Source organism: Pseudomonas sp. TE12234 (assembly GCF_054061835.1).
In genome coordinates, this window is the sequence record NZ_JBSSEP010000008.1 from 221354 (window position 1) to 246086 (window position 24733).

A 24733-nucleotide genomic window follows, 5' to 3' on the forward strand; every position below is an offset into this window, starting at 1 on the left:
CCAGTCAGGTTTATCGGGATGGGTTGGGCGTGACCAGTCCGGCGGCCAGCGCCAGTCGCCACAACCCGCGTTCGGTGGCCTGCTCGGCCTGGGTCACCCGGGCGAAACCGCAAGCGTCGAGGGCTCGGCTGTAACGCGTACAGAGTTGGGAATTGCCGATGAGGATGATCGACGGCAGGTGCACCGTGTTGCGTCGACGGCGCTGAAGACTGGCCAGCGCCGAGAGCTCATGACCGATCAGCAGCCCGGACAGGTAATCGGCTTGTGCGGCGGCGCTCAGTTCACCCGTCAGCCCCAGGCTGCGAGCGCTGAACACTGTCGAAAGCACGCCAATCTCGCCGTCGGCCGACAACGCCACCTGCACGCCGCGATCGAAAGCTTCGCCATCGAACGATCCCCCACGTTGCTGGGTGCGCCCCAGAATGCTGTGTTCACTGAGCACAGCGAAGATCTCGCCGGTCATGAAGGTATCGAAATGGATGATGCAGCCGTTGGCCACTTCTACCCATTTCGAATGACTGCCCGGCAGGCCGATCAACAGATCGGTGCCCGCCTCGTCCGGCAGCGTTTGCAACACACCGAGCACCTGGGTTTCTTCGCCGCGCATCACGTTGGGCAAGCGCGTGCGCTGGATCACACCCGGCACGATGTGCACGTCGACACCGCGAAGACTGCGTACGGTTTGCAGGGCGGTACCGAGGGTCGCGACGTTTGCCGGCGTATCGCGGTAGGCCGCTTCGCGCCAGCCCTGGGCGCTGCCGACCATGCCGCAGGCAATCACCGGCAGGCCGGGCTGCTCGTCGAGCCAGTCGCCGCAGGCCTGGTCAAAGGCCAGTTCAAAGCCGTCGGCGCATTCCCGGCCGGCGATGACGCGCGGCGCCTTGGGCAATTGCATGATCCCCGACGACAGCGACCGCTGTTCGAGCACCTGGCCACCTTCGGCCAGTTTGTAAGCACGTAATGAGGTTGTCCCCCAATCGAGCGCGATCAATTGCGCCAGCATCGCTTCACCTGTTTTGGTTTTTGGCAGTGAGTGAGCTGGACTATAAACCCGGACGCGGAACAATCTCAATATATAAATATCAATCCCATATATTGAGACCAGACAAAAAAACATCGCAGCGTTCGCTAGCTCCTCGGAATGCATTCCCCTGAAGGAGCTAGCTGGCTAGCGATGGTCGTCAACGATAACGCGTGAGGCCTGGCACCCTGCGGTGCTTTCGATTTCTTCGCGAGCAGGCTCGCTCCGACAGGGGTGGGCGTTTAATTTCCTTCGGCGAACTCGCGGAGTACTTTGCCGTCCATCCGGTAGCGAACCCACTCTTCCTGCGGCTGAGCGCCCAGGGATTTGTAGAAATCGATGGCCGGGGTGTTCCACTCCAGAACGCTCCATTCGAAGCGCCCGCAGTCGTTGGCACAGGCAATTTTCGCCAAATGCCGCAGCAGGGTTTTGCCCGCCCCGCCGCCGCGTTGTTCCGGAGTGATGTAGAGGTCTTCCAGGTACAGGCAGTTGCTGCCCAACCAGGTGGAATAGCTGAAGAAGAACACCGCGAAACCGATCGGCAAACCGTCGCGCAAGCAGATCAGGCCATGGGCGGTCGCCCCCTCACTGAACAGGCTGCGCTCGATGTCGGCAACACTGGCAATCACTTCATGGCGGGCACGTTCGTAGTCGGCCAATTCAGTGATGAACGCGAGGATTTGCGGTGCATCACTGGGGGTCGCCGGGCGGATTTCGATCGTCATGGACGTGCCTTGTCATAAGTGGAAAACGCCATACTAAGGCGGCGCGCGATTTGTGGCGAGGGAGCTTGCTCCCTCACCGCAGAACGTCCTGGCTACAGGTCATTACTCCGGCTTTGGCTAACCCTTGCATCGCGAACCTCGCACCCAACATAGACGCCTTGCGTGATAGATAGATGACCTCGTATTTATCGGGTCAAGGAACCGCGTCATGTCTACCGCAACACCCCCTGTCTCCAGCAAGTTGTTCGGCCTGTTTTGCCTGGCCAGCTATCTGCTGTCGCTGTCTTACGGTTCGACCTTTTTGCTGTCGCTGTTGATCGGCTCTCGCGGTGGCAATGAGCAGGATGCCGGCAGCGTGATTTCGGCAGCGATGCTCAGCACCTTTGCCGCGGTCATTGTCTCCGGCCACTTGTCCGACTGGCTCGGCGCGGCCCGCTCGGTGGCGCTGTTCGGCCTCTTGCTGGTAGCCGCCAGCCTGGGCTTTGCCCTGACGCCCGGCTTCGGCCATCTGCTGCTGCTTTTCGGGCTGTTGCTGGGATTGGGCTGGGGCGTTTTCTATACCCTGGGGCCGATCATCGTCGCGAGCCTGGTGAAGCCGGCGCAGCGCGCCAAATATTTCGCCCTGCTGTCGGGCAGCATGATGACCGGCATCGGCAGCGGCCCGTTACTCGGTCGCGCCGCGAGCGCCCTCGGCTATCCGGTAACGGCGGCGTTTTACCTGGCGGCGCTGGCCAGTTTCATGGGGGTGCTGCTGTTCTGGCGTCTGGATCGACAGCTGAAAACGGCCCCGGCGCAATCGACCGTCGTATCGCGGATTTCCTGGCATGCCGCAGCCCGGGTGCTGTCGTCCAGAGCAGTGTTCCCGATCATCATGGTCGGCTTCGGCGGCTGCGTGTTCGGTGGGCTGTCGAGTTTTCAAACCAGCTACGCGGCGCAGCGCTCGCTCGACTATTCGCTGTTCTTTCTCGGCTTCATGAGCGCGGCGATCAGCGGCCGCCTGCTGATCGCCGGATTCGTGGTCAAGCGCGATCCGCTGCGTGCGTCCTGCCTGCTTTCGGGATTGATGCTGGGTTCGATCCTGATGTTCGGATTCATGGTCAACGATGGCTTCAGCTACGTGCTCGCCGCCGTGATGCTGGGGATCGGTTATGGCCTGACCTATTCAGTGATCAACGGCCTGGCCGCCAATGAAGCGCCGAGCGGCACCACCGCGCAATCCTTGCTGCTGTTCAGCCTGTCGTACTTCATCGGCGTGTTCGGTTTTCCACTGCTGGCCGGGAAAATCATCGTCGAACACGGCATGTCCACGCTGCTGCTCACCGTGATGGCGGTTGCATCGCTCAATTGGTTGATTACCGTCGGGCGCCTGACCTGGCGCCGAATCACCGCGGTCAAGGCGTTGCAGCGCGCCTGAGCCGTTCGTCGCCCAGGAGGCACCCATTGAGATCCGGGGCGGACTAATCAGGCAGGACTCTATTTATTGGAGACAACACCATGAGCCTGTCCCGGTTGACCGCCCTCGCCCTTTCCGCGCTGCTGTCCTCTGCCGCCTTCGCCGGGGCCACTGGCCCCACTAACCCAGTGGAAAAACCCAAGGCCCCGGCCATCCAGAGCGCCCCCGGCATGAACACCGGCGGTGCGGGAATCGACAACCGTTTGCCGCCTTCCACCGGGACCGATCCTCGCACCCAGGGCAACGACCCCGGACGCCAGGGCGGATTGGACTTGCCGGACACCGAAACACCCGATAACACCGGTGGCGGCCTGGGCTCGAGCACCAGCGGTAACTCGGGCAAAGTCGGCGGAATCAGCCAATAGTTGCCCCCCTGAAAGCAGGAGAAATCCCATGCCTCGTGGAAGCAAAGACAAATACACCGCCGAGCAGAAGCGCAAGGCCGAGCACATCGAAGACAGCTATGAAAGCAAAGGCGTGTCCAGGGAGGAAGCCGAAGCACGCGCCTGGGCCACGGTGAACAAACAATCCGGCGGCGGCGAACGCGCCGGAGGATCCGCACGCAAGAAGCCCGCCAGCGCCAAGTCCGAGGATCGCAAGGAATCGGCCCGGCGAGCCGTCGCCAGTCGCGAGGGGCATTCGCGCAACAGCAAGGCCTCACGCGATACGCAGACCATGGACAGTTTGATGAAGGAAGCGCGGGCCAAGAAAATTCCGGGTCGATCCACCATGCGCAAGCAAGAGTTGATCGAGGCGTTGCGCAAGGCTGGCTAGAGTCCAAATCATGCGGTGGTTCGGAGGGTGTCATTGCGGACAAGCCCGCTCCCACAGGGTTTCAATGTGTTCACAAATCAAGTGTTCACCACTGTCCCTTGAAGGAAGGAGATGGCTTGCCAGCGAAGGCGTCCGTTCAGCCGTTGAATGACTGCCTGACCAATGCATCAACCTCGGCTGTGCCCGGCGAAGTGGCAGGCCCCCAGCGAGTCACCGCCAACGCCGCCGCCGCATTCGCCCGCCGCGCCGCATCAAACGCCGACAACCCTTGGGCCAGGCCCGCCACGAACACCCCGGCATGGGCATCGCCCGCACCGTTGCTGTCCACGGCGTCGACCTTGAAGCCCGGCACATGCCGACACTCAGCGCCCTGGCTGATCCAGCAGCCTTGCGGGCCGTCGCGCACCACCATCAACACCGTGGGCGGCAGATGGTCGGTCAGGCGCGTCAGCGCGTCGGCGAGGTCCGACGCCCCGGTGAATTTCAGCGCCTCGACCGCATTGCTGGTCCACAGGTCGATGCGTGGCAATAAAGCCTGCATCAGCGGCGCCTCCGGTGAATCCACCAACGGCCCCGGATCGAACACCACCTTGATTGCACTCGGCAACGCCAGCACCCAGTCCACCAGCGCCTGGGCCTTGCCGACGTGCAGCAGGCTGTAGCCACTGACATAGACATAGTCCCCCGCCTCGACCGACACGCTCTCCAGGTCTTCGGCAGTCAGTTCACCCTCGGCGCCGATGCAGGACACGAAACTGCGCTCGGCCGAAGCGTCCGTGATGGCGACACACAATCCGGTGTCGCGCTCGGCGCGGTGAGGGATGCCGATCCGGATGCCCTCCGCATCCATCGCCTCGCGCGCCAGATCACCAAAACGCCCGGTGCCATGACGGCCGAGATAGACCACCGGCAAACCGTTGCGCCGGGCGGCGGCCATCACATTGAAGCCACCTCCGGCTTCGAAACTGGCGGACTGCGCCAGCACGTCGCCACCGGCTTGCGGCAATTTATCCACGGCCATGACCAGGTCGATGATGACCTGGCCGGTGTGCAACAACTTAGGCATGCGCATTCCCGGTCAACGCAGCGCGACGATCCTTCGCCCCGCCGAGTACAAAATAAACCCCGCCCGCCACCACGAAAGTCACGATCCAGCCCAGGCCGTTATGGCCCAGCCACGAGTCGGATAGGAAGCCCTTGAACCAGATGTTTTCTGCGGTGGTGCCAATGGTGGTGAAACTGAAACCAAGCACGATCGCGATCGCCCAGGCCCCGAAGGCACGCCACTCGACGCCGCCGCGATACCAGTAGGCGCTGCTCGGACTGACATCCAGCAAATCCTTGGGGCTGTAGTAGTGACGGTGGATCAGGTCGACCACAAAGATCCCGACCCACGCGGTGATCGGCACCGCCAGCAGTGAAATGAAGGTGATGAAGGGGCCGTAGAAACTGTCGGCAATCAGCATGAAGTAGATCGAACCGGCAAAGATCGCAACGATGTCGACCACGACCGCATAGACACGCTTGACCTTCAAGCCGAGGGTCAGCGTGGTCAGGCCGGCGGAGTACACCGACAAGTTGTTCGACAGCAGCAACCCGCCAAATGCGGTGATCAGATACGGCACGGCCATCCAGGTCGGCAGCATGTCGCGGATCGCGATGATCGGATCGGTGGCCTGGGCCAGGTCGTTATTGCCCACCGACAGCAGGCCGCCGAGGGTGATCAACAGCACCAGCGGAATGCCCGCGCCGAATGCCGCTGACGCCACCAGGCGCACAGCCTTGACGCTGCGGTGCTGGTAGCGCGACATGTCGGCACCGGCATTGGCCCAACCGATGCCGGTGCCCGCCGCCATGGTGCCGACGCCGATGATCATGGCGCTCAGTGGCGCAGGCGTGGCGTTGAACACCGCGCTCCAGTCGATGGTGGCGCAGAGGAAACCGCCCACCAGAATGTTCAGCGCGCCAAACACGTAGGTCGCCCACTTCTGGATCACCAACAGCGTGGCGTGACCGAGGCCCGACACCGACAGGGTCAGCAACACGAAAATCGCGATGAACAACAGCGTCAACAGCGGTGCGCTTTTCGCTTCCACCGGCGAGCCGAACAGGATCGAGCAGAGCGACAACAGCACGAACGCGGCGGTGGTGGTGTTGACCGTTTCCCACCCCAGGCGCGACATCAGCGAAACCAGGGTCGGACCGACGTTGCCGCGTACGCCGAAGATGGCGCGCGACAAAGTCAGGCTCGGGGCCCGGCCACGACGACCGGCAATCGAAATGATCCCGACCACGGCGAAGGAGCCAGCAGCACCGAGGATTGCGACGATGATCGCCTGCCAGATCGCCAGGCCGCGAAACGCCACGAGGGTCGCCCCCAAAGGCAGGCCGAGGATGGAAATGTTGGCGGCGAACCAGACCCAGAACAGCTGCAGGGGATGACCGTTGCACTCGGCTTCCGGCACCGGTTCGATGCCCCGGGTTTCCAGCTGTCCGGCGTTCTGCCCGACGTTTGATGAACTCATGAAAAATACTCCTGTTGCCTTTGTTGTGGTTGTGGGCAAATACGGAAGTGATTCATCCCTGTGGCGAGGGAGCTTGCTCCCGCTGGGCTGCGAAGCGGCCCAACATCCAGAGACAGAGGGCTGTCAGTTAAACCGAGTTAGAAGGTCTGCGACTGCTGCGCAGTCGAGCGGGAGCAAGCTCCCTCGCCACAAAAGCTCCTGATCAGCGCAGGCTGAGAAGCCCTTTGACCAGTGGCTCCAGCTCCAAATGATTGACGGCCTTGACCGTCTCGACCATCGCCTCCGGCCAACTCTCCAGGCCCAGGCAAGCCCCGAGCATTGCGCCGAGAATCGCCGCGATGGTGTCGGTGTCGCCGCCCAGGCTGGCGGCCATGCACAGTGCGTCGAAGGCATTCATCTCGCCGATGGCCACTTGCTGCGCCAGGGCAAACGACACCACCACCGATTCCTGTGACGCCACCGAAGTGCCAATCACGTCGTACAGCAGATCGGCCAGCAACGCCTTGTCGCTGTCGACGCTGATGCTGCGCGCCCAACTGATGCGCGAGGCAATGCGTCCGCCGGCAACCCAGTGACCATGGCTTTCGGCTTGTTGGGCGATTCGCTGGCCAAGGCTCAACGCCTCCCCCAGCCCCATGCCGTTGATCCCGGCCGAGACCACCGCCGCCACCGCCGCGGCGCTCGAAATACCCAGCGTGGTGTTATGGGTGACTTGGCAGGCCTGCACCACGGCGTCGATAAAACCCTCGGGATCGCCGACGTCCGCCGAAATACCGACCGGGGTGATGCGCATCGCCGCACCGTTGGTGGTGCCGTAACGCCCCGCCTCTTCCGGCGAATGGCCGGCCAGGATCATCTCGATCGCACGCTTGGTCGATGGCCCGAGCAAATCCTGCGAGCCCCTGGCCTGCATCCCGGCTTCCCATTCGATCAAGCGCCGGGCGAGCAGCGCCGGTTCGATCTTGCCCTTGCCGTCGATCAACAACTGCCCGACCAGGATCGCCTGTTCGGTATCGTCAGTGATGGACCCCTTGGGCATGTTGGCGGCAATCGGTTGCAAGGGGCCGGCGTCTTGCAAGTCGGTGATTACGCCGAAGCGCGCCTTGATCTCGGCGCGGCTCAGGGATTGGGTCGGCATGCCCAGGGCATCGCCCAGGGCCAGGCCATAGAACGCACCCAATGCATGATTGAGTGCGGTCATTTGCTGTTTCCAAATTGCAGGTGCAGGCGGAAGTGGATGGGGTCCAGCAGGCTTTCCACCTGTTCCATGAAACGGTTTTGCCGGTCGTAAGTCGTACGCAAGGCTTTGAGGAATACCGTGCCGACCGGTCGTCCCAGCAGTTCGGCGTCTTCGGCGTTCAGTGGTTCGGCACCGATCCATTGATCGCCGCGTTCGCCGATATAGCCGTAGGCAGCCAGAGTGATGGTCAGGGAATTGTCGATCAAACCGACGCGCGGCAAGCTTTCCAGGCCTCCGGTGGCGGGCATCAAGGAGCGTTCGAGGGAGACCAGGGTGCCGTCGTTGGAGCGGCGGCGCCGGTCGAGGGTAATGAACTGGTCGGTGCCGAAACGCGACAGCAAGTCAGGACGGGTCACCGCCTCCAGCCGCAGCACTTCGGTATTGATCAGCGCACCGCTATCGGCCAGGGCCTGGGCCCAGCCACTGCGCTGGTCGAGTACCACACCGTCGAAGGTGACAATGGAGCCCACCCCGCTTTGCGTCGCGATGTAGTTGCGCCGTTTCAACTCGGCCAGGGCTTCACGCAAGGTACCTCGGCTGACTTTGAATTCTTGAGCCAATTGATGCTCGCCCGGCAGATGAAAGCCGTCCTCCATGAGGCCGCTTTCGATGCGCCGGATAAGCTCGTCGACCACCCGTTGTTTCTTGTCAAATCGTACCTGTCTAATCATGTACAAATTGATACCCGAAACGGGTTGGGGCGGGCAAGGAATATTTAAGGGAGCTGACAGAAGGATGCGATTGTTCGCGAGAGCGGGAGTGATTCAGTTATGCCGCCATCGCGGGCAAGCCATGCTCCCACAGGTTTCGCAAAAACCTGCGGGAGCATGGCTTGCCCGCGATGGCGGCCGTAAGAGCAGCGAAAATCTCAGCGCTGTTTCAGACGGTCAATCACCACCGCCAACAGCAAAATCGAACCGCGAATCACGTACTGGTAAAACGTATCGATGTTCTTCAGGTTCATCGCGTTTTCGATGATCGCCAGAATCAGCACCCCGGCAATCACGTGCCGGATCATGCCGATCCCGCCGCTCAGCGATACCCCGCCCAGCACGCATGCCGAGATCACCGTCAGTTCGAAGCCCTGGCCGATCATCGGCTGACCCGAGGTCATGCGCGAAGCCAGGATCACCCCGGCCAGCGCGCCGATCACGCCGTGCACGGCGAAGATGATGATCTTGGTCCGGTCAACGTTGACCCCGGCCAGCAGCGCCGCTTCCTGGTTGCCGCCGATGGCCATGGTATTGCGGCCATAGGTGGTGTAGTTGAGCAGCCAGCCGAAGAACAGGAAGCAGACGATGGTGATCAGGATCGGCACCGGCACGCCGAATAACTGGCCGTTACCGAAGACAAAGAATGGCTCCTGGGACACCCCCACCGCTTTGCCATTGGCGAAGATGTAAGCCAGGCCGCGCACGATCTGCATGGTGGCCAGCGTCGTGATCAACGCGTTGACCCGCAGCTTGGCGATCACGATCCCGTTGATCAGCCCGACAATTAGTCCCATGACCAGCGCCGCACACACACCGAGAAACACGCTGTTGGTGTCGCGCATCACCACGGCCGCGACGACCCCGGCACAGGCGATCACCGAGCCCACCGACAAGTCGAAATGCCCGGACGCCAAGCAGTACAACATGGTGCAGGCGGCAATCCCGGTGGTGGAAATCGCCAGGCCCAGGCCACGCATGTTCAGCGGCGAAAGGAAATTGTCGATCAGCAAGGTGCAGAGCACGAAGATCCCCACAGCCGCCAGCAGCATGACCCAGTCATCGAGAAAGCGCCGCAGGTCCAGCGGTTTGCGCGGAGTCGGCAGGGCATTGTTTTGGGTTGTCATCATAATCACCTCTCAGTTCGCCACGCCGTCAGCGCGTTGGCGCGGCAAAGCCAGTTGCAGCAGGTTGGTTTCGTTGGCCTGTTCGCGGCTCAGTTCGCCACGCATGGCGCCTTCGCACAGCACCAGGATGCGGTCGGAAATGCCCATCACTTCCATCAGGTCGCTGGACACCACGATCACCGAAATACCGTCGGCGGCCAGGTTATGGATGATCTGGTAGATCTCGGCCTTGGCGCCGATGTCGATACCGCGCGTGGGCTCGTCGAGCAGCAGCACTTTCATTGGCATCGACAGCCAACGACCGAGGATGGCTTTCTGCTGGTTGCCGCCGGATAGAAACTTGATCTGCTGCCCGGCATGCGGCGTCTTCACTTTCAGCGCCTTGATCTGCTTGTCGGCATTGCCCTTCTCCCACAGGCCACGCAACAGACAACCGAAGGTGGAATGGGCACCGCGAGCGCTGATGTTGATGTTTTCGGCGACGCTGGAGAGCGGCATGATGCCCTCCTTCTTGCGATCCTCCGGGCACAACAGAATCCCGGCGGCAATGGCATCACGGGGTGAACGCAATTTCAGCTCGTGGCCGCGCAATTCAAGGCGTCCCGCGGTGTTGCGCTGCAAACCGCTGAGCATGCGAAACAGCTCGGTACGACCGGCCCCCACCAAACCGAACAGCCCGAGAATCTCGCCTTTATGGGCCTCGAAACTCACCGGCTCGCGCAAGCCTGGCCCGAGCAGCCCGTCGACTTTAAGTGCCACCGCACCGCGCTGACGAGGGCGGTAATCGTAGATGTCCTGGATGTCGCGACCGACCATGCAGGTGACCAATTGATCGTGGGTCAGCTGGCTCATGTCCTCGAAGGTGTGCACGTAGCGACCGTCCTTGAACACCGTCACCGCGTTGCAGATGCGGAACACTTCTTCCATGCGATGGGAGACGTAGAGCACCACTTTGCCCTCATCGCGCAGGCGAGCGATGATCGCCATCAAGCGATCGATCTCCCGCGCCGAAAGGCTGCTGGTGGGCTCGTCAAACGCAATCACATGCGCACCACGGGACAGGGCCTTGGCGATTTCCACCAGTTGCCGCTGGCCGAGGGACAAGCGCCCGACTTTCTCCTGCGGGTCGATTTCATCAGCCAGGCCCTTGAGACAGGCCAATGCCTGTTGGCGAAGGGTGCGACCGTTGATCAGGCCGAAGCTCGCCGGCAGATGCCCGAGAAACAGGTTTTCCGCCACGGTCATTTCCGGCACCAGGTGCAGCTCCTGGTGGATCACCGCGACGCCGTTGCCGATGCTGTCGGCGGTGGACCTGAAGACCATCGTCTGCTCGCCGATCTGCAGGTCGCCACTGCTCGGTATATACGCGCCACCGAGGATTTTCAGCAGGGTCGATTTACCGGCACCGTTTTCCCCCATCAAGGCATGAACCTGCCCCGGATGGGCGACGAAGCTGATGCCATCGAGCGCCTTCACCCCGGGAAAGGTTTTACCGATCCCGTTGAAGCGCAAGCTGCCACTGCCCCTGAAAGCTCCGTCAGTGCGTTGTTGTACTTGTGTTTGCGCCATAACCACCTCGTCACACGGATCAGGCAACCCCATCATCAGGGCTGCCGATGAAATCAACCGGCCCTCAGTTCCACAGGCCGATCTTTTCCAGCTCCTGCTTGAAGTTGTCGCGGGTGATCAGCGTCACGTCGTCCATGGCGGTGTATTTCGCAGGTTCCGTGCCGGTGGTGACCCACTCGTACATCATCGCGGCAGTGTTGTAGCCCTCGATGTGCGGGCTTGGCAGCATCGATCCATAGAAACCACTGTCGGGTTTCTTCAATTCACCGATCGCATCGGTGCCGTTGATGCCGATGCCGATCACATTCTTCGCGGCGAAGCCGGCGCTTTCGGTGGCGCGCACCCCGCCCAGCACGGTGTTGTCGTTCATGCCACCGATGATCAGGTTTTTCGCCGCGCCCGGCAGTTTCACCAGCGCCGAGTTGGTGGCGTCCATGCTGCCCGGTACGTCGAGGGTTTTCAGGGCCGCGAACAGAATGTGGTCCTTCGGCATGCCGGCATCTTCCAGCGCCTTGACCGAACCGTCGGTGCGCTTTTTGCCGGTGTCGAGTTCGTTGTAGGTGTTGATCACGGCGTAGGTGTCTTTCCACTCCCAACCGCGTTTTTTCGCTTCGGTGGCCATGGCATGGCCCTGTTTCTGGCCGACTTCAAACGCCGCCATGCCGAGGTAGGGAACGTCTTCCATAAACTTGCCGCCGGCGTCGACGAAACGGTCATCCACAGCAATCACTTTCAAACCATTGAGCTTGGCTTTGGCCATGATCGCCGGGCCGAGGGACACATCCGGCGGGCAAATCACAAAGCCCTTGGCGCCGTTGGCCGCGAGGCTGTCGATGGCCGACAGGGTTTTCTCGCCGTCCGGCACGGCGATCTTGATCAAGGTAAAGCCCTTCTCCTTGCCGGCCTTTTCAGCGAAGGCCCATTCGGTCTGGAACCAGGGTTCTTCGGCTTGTTTGACCAGGAAACCGATTTTCACTTCCTCGGCCGCCAGCAGCGTGCTGCTCAGGCTGACCGCGGTGACCGCCAAAGCGGCACAGCACAGGGAACGGATTGCACGACGACGATTCATAAGCTGACTCCTTGTTATTTTTTTTGAGCGTTCTTTGAAAGCGTTCTTGTAAATCAATGGGCGGTGAACCCGTGCTGCCAATAGTCATATCGTATGATGATTGGATTTCAGGCGTAGTCATGCGCCTGAAATCCCGCAGGCTCAGTCGTGGTACATCACCGAGCGCCCACCATCGATGGTGATGCACGACGCGTTGATGAACGGCGCTTCATCGCTCGCCAGGAAAACCGCCGTCATGGCCACTTCGATCGGCTGGCCGATCCGTTTTGGCGGGTGCAGGTCAAAGGCGCGCTGACGTTCGGCGTGGGGATCGGCAAACCCGTTCCAGTAGTCGACGTTCAATTGGGTTTCGATGTAACCGGGTGCAATGGCGTTGACGCGAATGCCCTTGGGCGCATATTCGATGCCCAGGGCGCGGGTCAGGCCGAGCAAACCGTGCTTGGCCACCGGGTACGGAAAGCAGCCTGGAATGATGTGGGTGGAATGGGTCGAGGCAATGTTGATGATGCTGCCGATGCCCTGCTCGATCATCTGCGGCAACACGGCCTTGCAGCCATACCAGGCGCCGTCGAGGTCGATGGCGAAGCAGCGATGCCAGTCTTCTTCGGTCATTTCCAGAGGGTCGCGGAACACGTTGACCCCGGCGCAGTTGACCAACACGTCGATTCGGCCATGACGTTCGACCGCCAGTCTGGCCATGGCGTGCAGATCCTGTTGGCGCGATACGTCGGCCTTGATCGCCACCACATCGGCACCTTGTTCCCGCCAGTGCGCCGCGACTTTTTCGACTTTCTCGGCCTGGATATCGCTGATGATCAGCCTGGCTTGCTGGGACGCGAAGGTCGCGACGATGGCCTCGCCAATGCCTTGGGCGGCACCGGTGAGCAGCACGACTTTGTTTTTCAGGCGCTCACCCTTCGGCGGCTCGGGTACCGGTGGCAAAGAAAGAGGTTCAGCCATGGATCAAGACTCCTGTTCGAAAGCACGACAAAAACCGGGCATCCGTGGATGTCCGGTCAAAAGACGTTGAGGAAAAACAGGCGAGCGCAAAAACGCTTCAGCATGGATCGGATCTGAAGCACTGACTCCGCAAGGGAGTGCGGTGGAAAATCGCTGCATCACTTCACCTGTTTTGTTTTTTTAAGTGTGAGTGCATGTCACTGGTGAGGCCGACTATAAACCCGGCCCGCAACAAATCTCAATATATATATTTGCATCCCATATATTGGGAATTACCCAGCGAATCGACTACAGATTTTTCCTGGAACATCGACACGCATCGACAACACCGCCCCGTCCAGCGAATGCCCGAGCGGGCTGGCTGCACTGGTGATGTATAGGGTTTTCAGGTCGGCATCGCCGAACACGCAACTGGTGGGACGACTGACCGGCAGGTCGATGACCCGATCGACTGTGCCGTCCGGGGCAAGCCTGAGCAGGCAACTGCCATCCCATCGGGCGTTCCAGATAAAACCTTCGGCATCCATCGCCGATCCGTCCGGACCGCCTCGCCCATGTCCTTCGAACCAGATCTGCGCCGGTTCGAGGTTGCCATCGGTGCGAATGACATGCTGATACAGCGTGCCGTCGAGGCTATCGCCGAAATACAGGGTGGTAATGTCCTCGCTCCACAACAACGTATTGGGAATGCCCAGGCCGCGAAGCAGTGGCGTTACCCGGGCATCGCGATCAATGCGAAAAAGCCCGCCGGTACGCCGCGTGACGGGCAGGTCTTCACCTTGCTCGCCGATGTTGTTTTGCATGGTGCCGAGCCAGAGCCGCCCCAGGGCATCACAGCGCGCCTCATTGGCACGGTTGCCCGGTTGCGGATCGGCGACACAGAGCAATGTCAGGCGCGGCTCCAGGCCTGGTGAATCCAGATCGAGTCGATAGACGCCACTGCTCAGGGTCACCAATGCATCGCCGCTTTCGCAGGGGATGAAAGCCGACACATGCTCCGGCATCTGCCAGATCTGCACGTTGGCGCCGACCAGCCGCAGCGCTTGCTTGCCGGCGATGTCCACCCAGTACAGTGCCTGGGTCGGCGCATCCCAGAACGGGCCTTCGCCGAGTTGCGCCCGGTGTTCGGTAACCGCAGTCCACGTCATGCAACCTCCTGCTGTTGTTCTTGTTTTTAGGTAGGAGCCGGCTTGCCAGCGATCGCGACTTTAAGAGCGCCATCGCCGGCAAGCCGGCTCTACAGGTGCTTCGTTCTCAGCTGGCCTTTCTGTCGGCCATGACCTGCGGGTAATAGCGCTTGATCGCCAGGTCAGCGTTGTCGATCAGGGTCATGCAGGCCCAGACACCCCGCGCGGCATCCCGAGCCGCGATGGCGTCGGCCATGTCTTTATGAATCGGCAAGGTGCGACGCAATTCGTCGGGGTCGGCGGCGGACACCTCGAAACACACTGCCAACAACGCGCCGAGGGCCGGGACCATTTGTTCGATGAATTGATTGTGACTGGCGGCGAGGATGGATTCGTGGAAGAGCTGGTCGGCGCGGTTGTAATCGACGCCGCTGTCCACGGCGCGTTCGAGCGCATTGCAGGCCAATAAAATCGCTTCTATCTGCTCGACACTCGCCCGCTCGCAAGCCCAACGCACGGCCATCGGTTCGATGGTGCGGCGCAGATCGAGCAAGTCATCAACGAAGTTTTCCGGCAAACCGCTGCGCGACAGCCAGCCGACGACTTGTGGGTCGAACAGATTCCAGCGCCGCACCGGTAACACCCGCGTGCCGACCTTGGGCCCGACTTCGAGCATGCCTTTGGCGACCAGGGTCTTGATGGCTTCGCGGATGACGGTGCGACTGACACCGAGCTGCTCGCCCAGATCCGCCTCGACCTTGAGAGACTCCCCCGGCTTGACCTGCCCGGTGGCGATCCAGCAGCCCAACCAATCGACCGTTGATGCATGGAAACTGCTGGACATGGACACCTCAAAGCCGATCGCGATGGAAGACCACGCTAATCATCATACGATTGGGTGTCAATTTGATTTTTTGGTTACAGGCAGGAATTCAACGCAGGTGCGAGCTTGCTCGCGAAAAGCTCGAGGCCTGCCGCCTTCGCGAGCAAGCCTGCTCCTACAAAGTGATGAGTTATGGCTCCAGACCTATCGGGAAGAACTCACCGCCACTCCATACACCCAACCAACGCTGCCCGTCGATTTCGCGACTCACCGCCAGCTCCACCAATTGATAGAACACATTGCGATGGATCAGGGCTTCGAGATTGGTGCGCACATGGACGTAAGGCGCCGGCTCCTGGGTGAGCGGGTCGATCAACACGCGGATCGGATGCTCTGTGCCGGCATCAGCGGTTTCGTCAACGTTGGTGGTGAAGCGCAAGACCTGCGCCTCGCCCTCGCCTTCCACATCCACGGCAACGGCCACGAAAGGCGCATCATCGACCTTGATGCCGACCTTCTCGACCGGCGTAATAAGGAAATAGTCATCGCCGTCGCGGCGAATGATGGTCGAGAAGAGTTTGACCATCGGCTTGCGCCCTATCGGCGTGCCCAGGTAGTACCAGGTGCCGTCGCGGGCGATGCGCATGTCGATGTCACCGCAGAAGTCGGGGTTCCACAGATGGACCGGCGGCAAGCCTTTGGTTTTGGGGATTTGCCCCAGCAGGTCGTTGGCTTTTTGCGGGCCACTCATGGCGATCTCCTTTCGATTACTGGTCGCTGAGCCCCAGCAGGCTACGAGCATATTGCTCCAGCGGCGGGCCCATCAGGTCTTCTGGCTTTTTGTCGTGGAACGTCAGTAAACCGCCACGACTCTTGATACGTGCAGTATCAATCAAATACTGGGTGCTGGTCTCGATCAACATGATCTGAATGACACCGCTGTCGATGCCCAGGCGATCGACTGCTTCTTGATCCAGCCATTCGTCCGAGTTGCCAATGCGGTCATCCGACTTGGCAAAACGGGTGTAGAGCAGGTAATGGGCACCCACGGCACGGGCTTCGCTCATCGCCTGGTCAAGCCCTTCCGGCGCACGAGCGCGGCGGACCATCGGGAAATATTCGACAAAGCCATCGAAGGCGACTTCAGCGATCACGTTGGGTCGCGGGTAAACGGCACTGCCCGGCGGGGCGAACGCGCCTTGGGCAATGTAGACGAAAGAGTCCGGTTGAATGCGCAGGTTATTTACACGGCGGCTATCGCTATGGTCCAGCAAACCGGCGTCGCTCATTTGATAGCGAGCGCCCTCGGCCATATCGCTGACATTCATGCAGCCGCCAAGCGCCAAAACGGCCAGCAGCAAAACCAGGCTACGCATCCTATCCTCCAGAGGCCGGTGTCGGAAAACCGGCGAATGGCCGTGGGATGCAGCTTTTGCGCCAGTCCTTTGCGACCAAAGATATTTCCGGATTGATAATTCTGTTTGTGGCGAGTGAGCTCGTAGGATCGCCGCACCGTCCCGCCGGGCTGCGCAGAGGTCGCAAATACCAAGGAAAGTAGTGTTTGTAACAATCGAGGGCTGCTTCGCACCCCAGCGGGAGCAAGCGCCCTCGCCACAGGGCCGGTTCAGCCGCCGATAATCTTCATGACCGTGGCACCACCGGAAAACGCTACTTCCTGCTTGTCGCCCAAGGCTTTCACCAAGAGCCGCTGGAGCGCCGGCAGCGCTTGATGACGCGGTTTGTCCAACAGATCGCCGACGAAGTGCCGATTACTCGATGACAAACAGCCATGCAACCAGCCGGTGGAGGACAGACGCAGCCTGGAACAGGTGCGGCAGAATGGAACGCTTTCGTTGGCGATTACACCGAAGTGGCCCATGCCCGGGATTTCGTAGCGCACTGCAGTCGCATCGACCGGAGCATCGGCCTGGAGATATTCGTAGCGCTCGCCGATCAGGTCCAACAACTGCTGAAGGCTGACAAACTGCTGCAGGAAGGCGTTGGAGTCGCTGGCCAGGTGGCCCATTCGCATCAACTCGATGAAGCGCAACTCATAGCCACGCTCCAGGCAGTACTCCAGCAGAGGCATTACCTGATCGAGGTTCTGGCCACGCAACGGCACCATGTTGACCTTGATCTTCATGCCAGCGGCGCTGGCCTGGTCCATGCCGTCGAGCACGGTCGCCAGATCGCCGCCACGGGCAATGCCGCGAAAGGCGCCGGCGTCCAGGGTATCGAGGGAAACGTTGATGCGGCGAATGCCGGCATTGACCAGCAACGGCAGCTTTTTCGCCAGCAGTTGACCATTGGTGGTCAGGCTGATGTCTTCCAGGCCCATCTGGCCGACGGCGGTCATGAAGGCTTCGAGTTTCGGGCTGACCAGCGGCTCGCCGCCGGTGATGCGCAAGCGCTCGATGCCTGCCGCTTCAATCAGATAGGCGACGCCGCGCGCCATGGCCTCGGCCGACAATTCATCCTGCGCAGCCACCAGCCGCTTGCCGTTAGGCACGCAGTAGGTACAAGCGTAATTGCAGGCTGAGGTCAGACTGATTCGCAAATTACGAAAACGCCTGCCTTGACGGTCAACGATCATGGATCACTCCGGCGAAAGAAAATCGAACCGCTAAAACTTGACTCACAAATCAAGTTTTAGCAAGCCCTATGCCTGAGTATATTCCTGCGGTACTGCGCCATGTAGCGAATTCATGGCGTCATAAGGCAACTGAATGGCTCAGCTGCTCGGGGTATCGGAGTCGCGCTTGCGTTTGTTGCCCATGCGAACGCCGATGTCCATCAGGAACTGGAAGAAGCCTTCCTGATCTTCCAGCACATTGCTCCAGAACGGCGAGTGATACAGCGCCACGGCACCGTGCACCAGCGCCCAGGACGCGCAGTAATGGAAGTAAGGTGGCACATCTTCCAGCTTGCCTTCGCTGATCCGGCCCTTGATCAACAATGTCAGGCGTTCGAAGTTCGAGGCGCGGATCTTGTGCAGTTCCTCGATCATCTCCGGCACCTGGTTGCCCTTGACCACCTTTTCTTCCAGGCGATCGAACAGCCGATAACGCTGCGGGTCACGCATGCGGAATTCGAAATAGGCGCGCGACAGGGCTTCCTTGTCCTTGTCGACGTCGGCCGAATGCAGCAGTTCGTTCAGATCGCGCTCATAGTCGAGCATCAGGCGCAGATAGATCTCGGCCTTGGATTTGAAATGCTTATAGATCGTGCCTTTGCCGATACCGACGGCATCAGCAATCATCTCGACGGTGACACTGTCTTCACCTTGTTCGAGGAACAGCTTGAGCGCGGTATCGAGAATTTCTTGCTCGCGGCGACGAAACTCACGGACCTTACGAGGTTCTTTATGCATAAGAAAAGGTCTGTAGGGGTCAAAATTCGAAGCCGCGTATTATGCCTAAATTACGCAAAAATGCACGGATCATCCGACCATGTCTGTGTTTCTTGATGAATTCGGACAGGGTCCGCGGCTGATGAGAACGCTTCCGAAGCGGGCGTATTCCAAAATTGTTTAAAAACTGTGTTCGGTAAACTGGACTCGGCGCAATAGTGATCAATACTTGAACTGTCGGCGGGGCATCTCCCCCAAGTGTCACGCCGATATTGGTACCAACGGACCGCGTGCCATTGTTTTACTCCTAATGGTCTTAACCCGGATTCACCCCCCAGAACCCGGGTTTTTTTTGCCTGCGATTTAACCTTTCACATGCGCCAGCGGGAACAGTCGCTTGAAGTTCTCGGTGGTCTGCCCGGCAAATCGTTCGTAAGGTTCACCACGCAACATGGCCAGGAACTCTGCCACTTCTCGCACATACTGCGGCAAGTTGGGTTTGCCACGATGAGGAATCGGCGCCAGGTATGGCGAGTCGGTTTCCACCAGCAACCGATCGGCCGGGACTTTGCTGGCCACGTCTCGTAACGCGTCGGCATTGCGGAAAGTGACAATACCGGACAAGGAAATGTAATAGCCCATGTCCAGGGCAGCCTTGGCCATGTCCCAGTCTTCGGTAAAGCAATGCAGCACGCCCGCCTGGGGCAGGTCCGCCTCACGCAGCATCTGCAGGGTATCTGCGCGAGCCCCACGGGTGTGGATGATCACCGGCTTGCCAGTCCGCTGCGCCGCTTGCAGGTGCAGGCGGAAAGACGCCTGCTGCAACGCTGCCGCTTCGGGCTCGTAGTGATAGTCCAGGCCGGTTTCACCAATCGCCACCACGCGCGGGTGATTGAGTTCCTGCAACAGCCAGTCCAGCGCAGGGGCGGCGCCCGGCTGCACGTCCAGCGGATGCACGCCAACCGAGCAATCGACGTCCTCATAACGCTCAGCCAGGGCTTTGACATCGGCGGCATTGTCGGCACTGACGCCGATACACAGAAAGTGCCCTACCCCGCGTTGACGGGCAGCATCGAGAGCAGCGTCCAGGGATCCGTCGTGGGCGGTGAGGTCAAGGCGATCGAGGTGGCAATGGGAATCTACGAGCATAAAAGGGCTGCAACTTACATCGTATGAGTGGGATGGTCGGACTCAAGCACTCCGGCCAGATGGTTTTCGAATCGAACGCGGGCTGTGTTGTCACTTCGTTGAACTGTACGCCAACCCCGGTGGCCCGGAAACGTTTCACTGCTGACAGGTCGCGCCCGGATTACCTCTGGGCAGGCAGCGACGCCCATTGCACCAGCAGGGCCTCCAGCAGCAGCACCCGGTTAAGGTTGGCTTTGCCGAGTACTTTCTGGCGTTGGGCAAGAATCCAGTCCTGGATATTCAGGACTTTGTCCTGCGCGGTCTTCTGCGCCAGGTATTGAATCACCTTGCGCATGTCCATCAGCCCCAACCCCTCTTCATCCTGGGTCAACTGATAGCGCAGGATCAGGCTCGACCAGTCGCAGAACCAGTCGAACAACAGCAGCAACGGGATTGCATTCCAGCCTTCGGCCAGTTGGGTCGGCGATTGCTGTTGCTTGAGCAGTTTCTTCACACCATCGACCACTTGCGCACGCTGTTCGCGCACACCCTGAGCCTGCAGGTTGACCGCGGCCAACGGCGAACCGGCCGCCAGGGTCAGCAATTCAATACGTTCTTCTTCCGAGCAATCGGGCAACGCTTTCGCCAGCCAGGCCAGACTCATGGCTTCGCTCGGCAGCGGGCAAGCCTGCTGCACGCAGCGACTCTTGATGGTCGGCAGCAAACGGCTCGGCTGGTGGCTGACCAGCAGCAATACCGTGTCGCCGGACGGCTCTTCAAGGCTTTTGAGCAAGGCGTTGGCGGCGTTGATGTTCATCGACTCGACGGGTTCGATCAGCACCACTTTGCGCCCGCCCAACTGCGCGGTCTGGACCACGAAGCTGACCAGGTCACGCACCTGATCGACCTTGATGGCCTTATCGGCTTCTTCCGGCTCGAGAATGTAGTTGTCCGGGTGACTGCCGGCCTTGAGCAACAGGCAGGATTTGCATTCACCGCAAGCGCCCTGGGCGGTAGGACGCTGACACAACAGACTGGCCATCAGGCGCTCGGCCAGCGCTCGCTTGCCGATCCCGGCCGGGCCATGCAGCAGATAGGCGTGGGCGTGGTGCGTACGACCGGCCAACTGTTGCCAGAGGCTGTCCTGCCACGGATAGGCTTCAGCCACGGGTCAGCTCCAGCAGACGCGGCAGCAAGGTATCGAGGGACTGCTGAACCTGCGCCAGCGGTTGCGCGGCATCGACCAGCACATAGCGTCCCGGCTCCGCTGCGGCGCGCTTGAGGAAAGCGCTGCGCACGGCATCGAAAAAGGTTCGGCCTTCGAGTTCGAAACGGTCGAGGCGACCACGCGCACTGGCACGCGCCAGACCTACTTCAACCGGCAAATCGAAAATCAGTGTCAGGTCGGGACGCAGATCACCTTGCACGAAGGTTTCCAGCGTCGCGATACGCCCCAGGGACAAGCCGCGGCCGCCACCCTGATAGGCGTAGGTCGAATCGGTAAAACGATCACACAGCACCACGGCGCCCCGCGCCAGCGCCGGGCGGATCACCTGGGCCAGATGCTGGGCACGCGCTGCGAAGACCAGCAGCAATTCGGTGTCCGGATTCATCTCTTCATCAACCGGAGCCAGCAACACCTCGCGAATTCGCTCGGCCAGTGGCGTACCGCCCGGTTCGCGGGTCAACACGACCTCGATACCCGCGGCGCGCAGGCGCTCGGCAAGGTATTCGCGATTGGTGCTCTTGCCGGCGCCTTCCGGGCCTTCCAGCGTAATAAACAAGCCAGTCACAGGCAGTCCTTAGTCAGAGTCATTGCGGGCTTTGCGGGGCGGCTGCATCCGGTACGGGCGCAGGTGCGGGCTCTTGCGCCGGCACTTGCGGCAGGGCTTGCGGGGCCGGATCAGGTGAAGCCGCCGGAATCGGTGCCTGGGCTTCCGGAGCCGGGGCATCCTGCGTGTCAGGGGCGGTGGCGGGCGCCGGACTGGAGCGGTAATCGGCACGACGCTTAAGCTGGAACTCCCGCACGGCGCTGTTGTGTGCATCCAGATCGTCGGAGAACACGTGGCTGCCGTCGCCGCGAGCGACAAAGTACAGGCTGTTGCCGGCTACCGGATTCAACGCCGCATGGATCGCTTCACGACCGACCATGGCAATCGGGGTCGGCGGCAAGCCGGCAATCACATAGGTGTTATACGGCGTCGGTTCCTTGAGATGGGCACGGGTCAATTTGCCGCTGTAACGATCACCGAGGCCGTAGATCACCGTCGGGTCGGTCTGCAGCAACATGCCCATCGCCATCCGCCGCACAAACACGCCCGCGATCTGCCCGCGTTCCTGGGGCACACCGGTTTCCTTTTCCACCAGCGAGGCCATGATCAGGGCCTGATAGGGTTCGGTGTAGGGCGCATCAGGGGCACGCTGCTCCCATTCCTTGGCCAACACCTCATTGAGACGGTCGTAGGCTATTTTCAATAGCTCAACGTCAGTCATGCCGCGCACGAAGCGATAGGTATCAGGGAAGAATCGTCCTTCCGGGAAAATCCCGCCATGACCGAGCTTTTCCATGACCTGGGTATCGCTCAGCCCCTCCAGAGTGTGATCGAGCTTTTCTTCCTTGGCCAAGGCGGCGCGGACCTGGCGGAAATTCCAGCCTTCGACCAGGGTTACGCTGTACTGCACCATCTCGCCCCGCTTCCACAGGTCGATCAGACCCTCGACGGTCATACCGGGCAACATGCGGTACTCGCCACTATGCAAGGGTTGTTTCGATAGATTGAAACGCCAATACAGGCGAAGCCAGAACGCGTCCTTGATGACGCCATCGGCTTCGAGTCGATAGAAGGTGCGGGTCGGGGTGGTGCCTTTTGGCACCTCCAGCAGTTCTTCCTGAGCGATGTTCAGCGGCTGTACCAGCGCCGAATGAATCTTCCAGGCGGAAGCGCCCAACATCAGCCCCGCCAGAACCAGTCCGGTTTCCAGCAGCAGCAAGAATTTACGTCTCACGTATCAAGCATCCAGTAGCGCGCGGGCAATGGTTTGGAGTTTACGGGTGAGCGGCCCAACCGGCCAGCTCAGTGCGGCATAGGCATGCACCGGCCAAATACCATACACACTGTTGCAGACAAAGACTTCGTCAGCCCATTGCAGCTGTTCGAGGGTTATATCGGTGATTTGCGTGGGAATGCCCAACGACTTGGCTTGAAACAATAACTCGGCACGCATCACCCCTTCCACGCCACAGCGTTTCAGATCAGCCGTGATCAACACGCCATCGCGTACAAGGAACAGGTTGCTGAACACACCTTCGATCACGCGTCCCGCCTGATCAAGCATCAGGCCTTCGGCATGTTCGGTGTCTCGCCATTCCGCGCGGGCAATCACCTGTTCGAGGCGGTTCAAGTGCTTGAGACCGGCAAGCAGTGGCTGAATGGACAGTCGCGTCGTGCAGGGAAACAGGCGAACGCCCTGCTCGGCATGGGCAGCCGGATAAACCGCAGGAGGATTACCGGACAGGACACGTCGGGCCTGGGCTGAAGGATCGAAAGCGTAGCCACGCAAACCGTCGCCGCGAGTGACGATCAGCTTGAGTACTCCGTCGTCCAGTTCCCTGGCGTAGGCCTGCAGCTCGGTGAGCATCGCGCCATGATCAAGGTTGATTGCCAAGCGCTGGCACCCCTTGGCCAAACGCTGCAAATGGCGATCCAGCAAAACCGGAAGACCACCTCGCACGGCAATGGTCTCGAATAGACCATCACCGTAAGCCAGGCCGCGATCCTTCAGCGACAAAGCGTCAGCCGGCTGACCGTCGACCCAGCTGTCCATCAGCCTGCGAACCGGCGGAATACCAGCGAGCCGTTGGTACCGCCAAAACCGAAGGAGTTGGACAGGACCACATCGATATCCATGTTGCGCGCGGTGTGCGGCACGAAATCGAGATCGCAGCCTTCGTCCGCTTCATCGAGGTTGATGGTCGGCGGGGCCACCTGACTGTTGATTGCCAGTACGCTGAAGATCGCCTCGACCGCGCCCGCCGCACCCAGCAGGTGACCGGTCATGGACTTGGTCGAACTGACCGCCAGCTTGTAGGCGTGCTCTCCGAACACCGACTTGATCGCATTGACTTCCGCAAGGTCGCCGGCAGGTGTCGAAGTACCGTGGGCGTTGACGTATTGCACCTGATCGCCATTGATCCTGGCATCGCGCAAGGCATTGGTGATACAGCGCGCAGCACCGGCACCATCCGCTGGAGGCGAGGTCATGTGAAAGGCATCGCCACTGGTGCCGAAACCGATCAGTTCGGCATAGATGGTCGCGCCGCGGGCCTTGGCGTGTTCGAGTTCTTCCAGAACCAGCGCACCGGCACCATCGGACAGCACGAAGCCATCACGGCCCTTGTCCCATGGGCGACTGGCTCGGGTCGGCTCGTCATTACGGGTCGACAATGCGCGAGAGGCACCAAAGCCACCCATGCCCAGGCCACAGGCCGCCATTTCGGAGCCGCCGGCGATCATCACGTCAGCTTCGTCGTACATGATGTTGCGCGCAGCCATACCGATGCAGTGCGTACCCGTGGTACAGGCGGTGGCGATGGCGTAGTTGGGTCCCTGTGCGCCCAAGTGGATCGACAGGAAACCGGAAATCATATTGATGATCGAGCCGGGCACGAAAAACGGAGAAATCCGTCGTGGGCCGGAATCATGCAGCGTACGGCTGGTTTCTTCGATATTGGTCAGTCCGCCAATGCCCGAGCCCATGGCGACGCCAATGCGTTCACGGTTGGCGTCGGTGACTTCCAGACCGGCATTGCGTACCGCCTGAAAACCTGCGGCCAGGCCGTACTGAATGAACAAGTCGAGTTTGCGGGCTTCCTTGACCGACAGGTATTCCTCGACATTGAAACCCTTTACCGAGCCGCCAAAACGGGTGGAATAGGCAGAAAGGTCGGTGTGTTCGATCAGACCAATGCCACTGCGGCCAGCCAGAATGCCCTGCCAGCTGCTTGGCACATCCGTGCCCAGTGGCGACAACATACCCATACCGGTGACTACGACGCGTCTACGCGACACAGCACTCTCCTTTTTTGAAATGACGACTTTGCATCAGGCCTAAAGAAAAAACCGCACGCCGTGA

25 protein-coding genes are annotated in these 24733 nt (G+C 60.6%); 3 read left to right on the forward strand and 22 right to left on the reverse strand.

Annotated features, from left to right (window positions below; genetic code table 11):
• Positions 1 to 10: 10 nt before the first annotated feature.
• Both ACVWYU_RS15155 and ACVWYU_RS15160 read right to left on the reverse strand, forming a co-directional pair.
• Positions 11 to 1003: a 2-dehydro-3-deoxygalactonokinase gene (locus tag ACVWYU_RS15155; protein WP_457373018.1), complete on the reverse strand. Its 993-nt coding sequence runs from the start codon at positions 1001 to 1003 to the stop codon at positions 11 to 13.
• Positions 1004 to 1263: 260 nt separating this feature from the next.
• Positions 1264 to 1746: a GNAT family N-acetyltransferase gene (locus ACVWYU_RS15160; RefSeq protein ID WP_056855912.1), complete on the reverse strand. Its 483-nt coding sequence runs from the start codon at positions 1744 to 1746 to the stop codon at positions 1264 to 1266.
• A gap of 208 nt (positions 1747 to 1954) precedes the next feature.
• Between ACVWYU_RS15160 and ACVWYU_RS15165 the strand changes: the two genes are divergently transcribed.
• The 3 genes from ACVWYU_RS15165 (at position 1955) to ACVWYU_RS15175 (ending at position 3973) form a co-directional block, all read left to right on the forward strand.
• Complete coding sequence (locus ACVWYU_RS15165) at positions 1955 to 3160, forward strand: MFS transporter (RefSeq protein ID WP_457373019.1); 1206 nt, start codon at positions 1955 to 1957, stop codon at positions 3158 to 3160.
• An 80-nt stretch (positions 3161 to 3240) separates the two neighbouring features.
• Positions 3241 to 3564 (forward strand): hypothetical protein, encoded by a 324-nt coding sequence (locus ACVWYU_RS15170; protein ID WP_457373020.1) that lies wholly within the window; start codon positions 3241 to 3243, stop codon positions 3562 to 3564.
• A 28-nt stretch (positions 3565 to 3592) separates the two neighbouring features.
• A complete protein-coding gene (locus ACVWYU_RS15175) occupies positions 3593 to 3973 on the forward strand; it encodes a Rho termination factor N-terminal domain-containing protein (RefSeq protein ID WP_457373021.1) in 381 nt (126 codons plus the stop codon).
• 136 nt (positions 3974 to 4109) lie between these two features.
• Here ACVWYU_RS15175 and ACVWYU_RS15180 read toward each other — a convergent pair whose 3' ends face one another.
• The 20 genes from ACVWYU_RS15180 to fabF all read right to left on the reverse strand — a co-directional run bounded on the left by ACVWYU_RS15180 (position 4110) and on the right by fabF (position 24669).
• Positions 4110 to 5039, reverse strand: a complete 930-nt coding sequence (locus tag ACVWYU_RS15180) for a PfkB family carbohydrate kinase (protein WP_457373022.1) — start codon at positions 5037 to 5039, stop codon at positions 4110 to 4112.
• Complete coding sequence (locus ACVWYU_RS15185) at positions 5032 to 6498, reverse strand: purine-cytosine permease family protein (protein WP_457373023.1); 1467 nt, start codon at positions 6496 to 6498, stop codon at positions 5032 to 5034. Before ACVWYU_RS15185 ends, ACVWYU_RS15180 begins: the two co-directional genes overlap by 8 nt.
• 202 nt (positions 6499 to 6700) lie before the next feature.
• Positions 6701 to 7699, reverse strand: a complete 999-nt coding sequence (locus ACVWYU_RS15190; protein ID WP_457373024.1) for an ADP-ribosylglycohydrolase family protein — start codon at positions 7697 to 7699, stop codon at positions 6701 to 6703.
• The gene (locus ACVWYU_RS15195; protein WP_090317767.1) at positions 7696 to 8409 is read right to left on the reverse strand and encodes a GntR family transcriptional regulator; all 714 of its coding nucleotides are present in this window, start codon (positions 8407 to 8409) and stop codon (positions 7696 to 7698) included. The genes ACVWYU_RS15190 and ACVWYU_RS15195 overlap by 4 nt, the downstream gene beginning before the upstream one ends.
• A 197-nt stretch (positions 8410 to 8606) precedes the next feature.
• Positions 8607 to 9575 carry an L-arabinose ABC transporter permease AraH gene (araH, locus tag ACVWYU_RS15200; protein ID WP_247255360.1) on the reverse strand — a complete coding sequence of 323 codons (969 nt, stop codon included), beginning with the start codon at positions 9573 to 9575 and terminating at the stop codon, positions 8607 to 8609.
• Positions 9576 to 9587: 12 nt separating this feature from the next.
• A complete protein-coding gene (gene araG / locus ACVWYU_RS15205; RefSeq protein WP_457373025.1) occupies positions 9588 to 11144 on the reverse strand; it encodes an L-arabinose ABC transporter ATP-binding protein AraG in 1557 nt (518 codons plus the stop codon).
• 64 nt (positions 11145 to 11208) lie between these two features.
• A complete protein-coding gene (locus ACVWYU_RS15210) occupies positions 11209 to 12213 on the reverse strand; it encodes a substrate-binding domain-containing protein (RefSeq protein ID WP_090317759.1) in 1005 nt (334 codons plus the stop codon).
• A gap of 141 nt (positions 12214 to 12354) precedes the next feature.
• Positions 12355 to 13173 carry an SDR family oxidoreductase gene (locus ACVWYU_RS15215; RefSeq protein WP_390959450.1) on the reverse strand — a complete coding sequence of 273 codons (819 nt, stop codon included), beginning with the start codon at positions 13171 to 13173 and terminating at the stop codon, positions 12355 to 12357.
• A gap of 272 nt (positions 13174 to 13445) precedes the next feature.
• Positions 13446 to 14321, reverse strand: a complete 876-nt coding sequence (locus ACVWYU_RS15220) for an SMP-30/gluconolactonase/LRE family protein (RefSeq protein WP_390959448.1) — start codon at positions 14319 to 14321, stop codon at positions 13446 to 13448.
• A gap of 106 nt (positions 14322 to 14427) precedes the next feature.
• Positions 14428 to 15144, reverse strand: a complete 717-nt coding sequence (locus ACVWYU_RS15225) for a FadR/GntR family transcriptional regulator (RefSeq protein WP_090317749.1) — start codon at positions 15142 to 15144, stop codon at positions 14428 to 14430.
• 169 nt (positions 15145 to 15313) lie between these two features.
• Positions 15314 to 15874 carry a DUF1285 domain-containing protein gene (locus ACVWYU_RS15230; RefSeq protein ID WP_457373026.1) on the reverse strand — a complete coding sequence of 187 codons (561 nt, stop codon included), beginning with the start codon at positions 15872 to 15874 and terminating at the stop codon, positions 15314 to 15316.
• A 16-nt stretch (positions 15875 to 15890) separates the two neighbouring features.
• Entirely contained in the window at positions 15891 to 16499 is a 609-nt protein-coding gene (locus ACVWYU_RS15235) for a DUF4823 domain-containing protein (protein WP_247255356.1), read from the reverse strand.
• 248 nt (positions 16500 to 16747) lie between these two features.
• Positions 16748 to 17716, reverse strand: a complete 969-nt coding sequence (locus tag ACVWYU_RS15240) for a GTP 3',8-cyclase MoaA (RefSeq protein ID WP_390959444.1) — start codon at positions 17714 to 17716, stop codon at positions 16748 to 16750.
• Between the two features lie 138 nt (positions 17717 to 17854).
• Positions 17855 to 18493, reverse strand: a complete 639-nt coding sequence (locus ACVWYU_RS15245; RefSeq protein WP_053161895.1) for a TetR/AcrR family transcriptional regulator — start codon at positions 18491 to 18493, stop codon at positions 17855 to 17857.
• Between the two features lie 342 nt (positions 18494 to 18835).
• The gene (locus ACVWYU_RS15250) at positions 18836 to 19621 is read right to left on the reverse strand and encodes a TatD family hydrolase (RefSeq protein WP_457373027.1); all 786 of its coding nucleotides are present in this window, start codon (positions 19619 to 19621) and stop codon (positions 18836 to 18838) included.
• Positions 19622 to 19781: 160 nt separating this feature from the next.
• Positions 19782 to 20768 (reverse strand): DNA polymerase III subunit delta', encoded by a 987-nt coding sequence (locus tag ACVWYU_RS15255; RefSeq protein WP_457373028.1) that lies wholly within the window; start codon positions 20766 to 20768, stop codon positions 19782 to 19784.
• Positions 20761 to 21393, reverse strand: a complete 633-nt coding sequence (tmk, locus tag ACVWYU_RS15260; RefSeq protein ID WP_457373029.1) for a dTMP kinase — start codon at positions 21391 to 21393, stop codon at positions 20761 to 20763. The genes ACVWYU_RS15255 and tmk overlap by 8 nt, the downstream gene beginning before the upstream one ends.
• Positions 21394 to 21412: 19 nt before the next feature.
• Positions 21413 to 22606, reverse strand: a complete 1194-nt coding sequence (gene mltG, locus ACVWYU_RS15265) for an endolytic transglycosylase MltG (RefSeq protein WP_090317730.1) — start codon at positions 22604 to 22606, stop codon at positions 21413 to 21415.
• Between the two features lie 3 nt (positions 22607 to 22609).
• Positions 22610 to 23425 carry an aminodeoxychorismate lyase gene (gene pabC / locus ACVWYU_RS15270; protein ID WP_457373030.1) on the reverse strand — a complete coding sequence of 272 codons (816 nt, stop codon included), beginning with the start codon at positions 23423 to 23425 and terminating at the stop codon, positions 22610 to 22612.
• Positions 23425 to 24669 carry a beta-ketoacyl-ACP synthase II gene (gene fabF / locus ACVWYU_RS15275; RefSeq protein WP_090317724.1) on the reverse strand — a complete coding sequence of 415 codons (1245 nt, stop codon included), beginning with the start codon at positions 24667 to 24669 and terminating at the stop codon, positions 23425 to 23427. Before fabF ends, pabC begins: the two co-directional genes overlap by 1 nt.
• Between the last annotated feature and the right edge of the window lie 64 nt (positions 24670 to 24733).

Excerpts from the sequence above, each read along its gene's own strand:
- ACVWYU_RS15155 (WP_457373018.1), bottom strand. The coding sequence starts at position 1,003 with ATGCTGGCGCAATTGATCGCGCTCGATTGGGGGACAACCTCATTACGT.
- ACVWYU_RS15160 (WP_056855912.1), bottom strand. The coding sequence starts at position 1,746 with ATGACGATCGAAATCCGCCCGGCGACCCCCAGTGATGCACCGCAAATC.
- ACVWYU_RS15165 (WP_457373019.1), top strand. The coding sequence starts at position 1,955 with ATGTCTACCGCAACACCCCCTGTCTCCAGCAAGTTGTTCGGCCTGTTT.
- ACVWYU_RS15170 (WP_457373020.1), top strand. The coding sequence starts at position 3,241 with ATGAGCCTGTCCCGGTTGACCGCCCTCGCCCTTTCCGCGCTGCTGTCC.
- ACVWYU_RS15175 (WP_457373021.1), top strand. The coding sequence starts at position 3,593 with ATGCCTCGTGGAAGCAAAGACAAATACACCGCCGAGCAGAAGCGCAAG.
- ACVWYU_RS15180 (WP_457373022.1), bottom strand. The coding sequence starts at position 5,039 with ATGCCTAAGTTGTTGCACACCGGCCAGGTCATCATCGACCTGGTCATG.
- ACVWYU_RS15185 (WP_457373023.1), bottom strand. The coding sequence starts at position 6,498 with ATGAGTTCATCAAACGTCGGGCAGAACGCCGGACAGCTGGAAACCCGG.
- ACVWYU_RS15190 (WP_457373024.1), bottom strand. The coding sequence starts at position 7,699 with ATGACCGCACTCAATCATGCATTGGGTGCGTTCTATGGCCTGGCCCTG.
- ACVWYU_RS15195 (WP_090317767.1), bottom strand. The coding sequence starts at position 8,409 with ATGATTAGACAGGTACGATTTGACAAGAAACAACGGGTGGTCGACGAG.
- araH (WP_247255360.1), bottom strand. The coding sequence starts at position 9,575 with ATGACAACCCAAAACAATGCCCTGCCGACTCCGCGCAAACCGCTGGAC.
- araG (WP_457373025.1), bottom strand. The coding sequence starts at position 11,144 with ATGGCGCAAACACAAGTACAACAACGCACTGACGGAGCTTTCAGGGGC.
- ACVWYU_RS15210 (WP_090317759.1), bottom strand. The coding sequence starts at position 12,213 with ATGAATCGTCGTCGTGCAATCCGTTCCCTGTGCTGTGCCGCTTTGGCG.
- ACVWYU_RS15215 (WP_390959450.1), bottom strand. The coding sequence starts at position 13,173 with ATGGCTGAACCTCTTTCTTTGCCACCGGTACCCGAGCCGCCGAAGGGT.
- ACVWYU_RS15220 (WP_390959448.1), bottom strand. The coding sequence starts at position 14,321 with ATGACGTGGACTGCGGTTACCGAACACCGGGCGCAACTCGGCGAAGGC.
- ACVWYU_RS15225 (WP_090317749.1), bottom strand. The coding sequence starts at position 15,144 with ATGTCCAGCAGTTTCCATGCATCAACGGTCGATTGGTTGGGCTGCTGG.
- ACVWYU_RS15230 (WP_457373026.1), bottom strand. The coding sequence starts at position 15,874 with ATGAGTGGCCCGCAAAAAGCCAACGACCTGCTGGGGCAAATCCCCAAA.
- ACVWYU_RS15235 (WP_247255356.1), bottom strand. The coding sequence starts at position 16,499 with ATGCGTAGCCTGGTTTTGCTGCTGGCCGTTTTGGCGCTTGGCGGCTGC.
- ACVWYU_RS15240 (WP_390959444.1), bottom strand. The coding sequence starts at position 17,716 with ATGATCGTTGACCGTCAAGGCAGGCGTTTTCGTAATTTGCGAATCAGT.
- ACVWYU_RS15245 (WP_053161895.1), bottom strand. The coding sequence starts at position 18,493 with ATGCATAAAGAACCTCGTAAGGTCCGTGAGTTTCGTCGCCGCGAGCAA.
- ACVWYU_RS15250 (WP_457373027.1), bottom strand. The coding sequence starts at position 19,621 with ATGCTCGTAGATTCCCATTGCCACCTCGATCGCCTTGACCTCACCGCC.
- pabC (WP_457373030.1), bottom strand. The coding sequence starts at position 23,425 with ATGGACAGCTGGGTCGACGGTCAGCCGGCTGACGCTTTGTCGCTGAAG.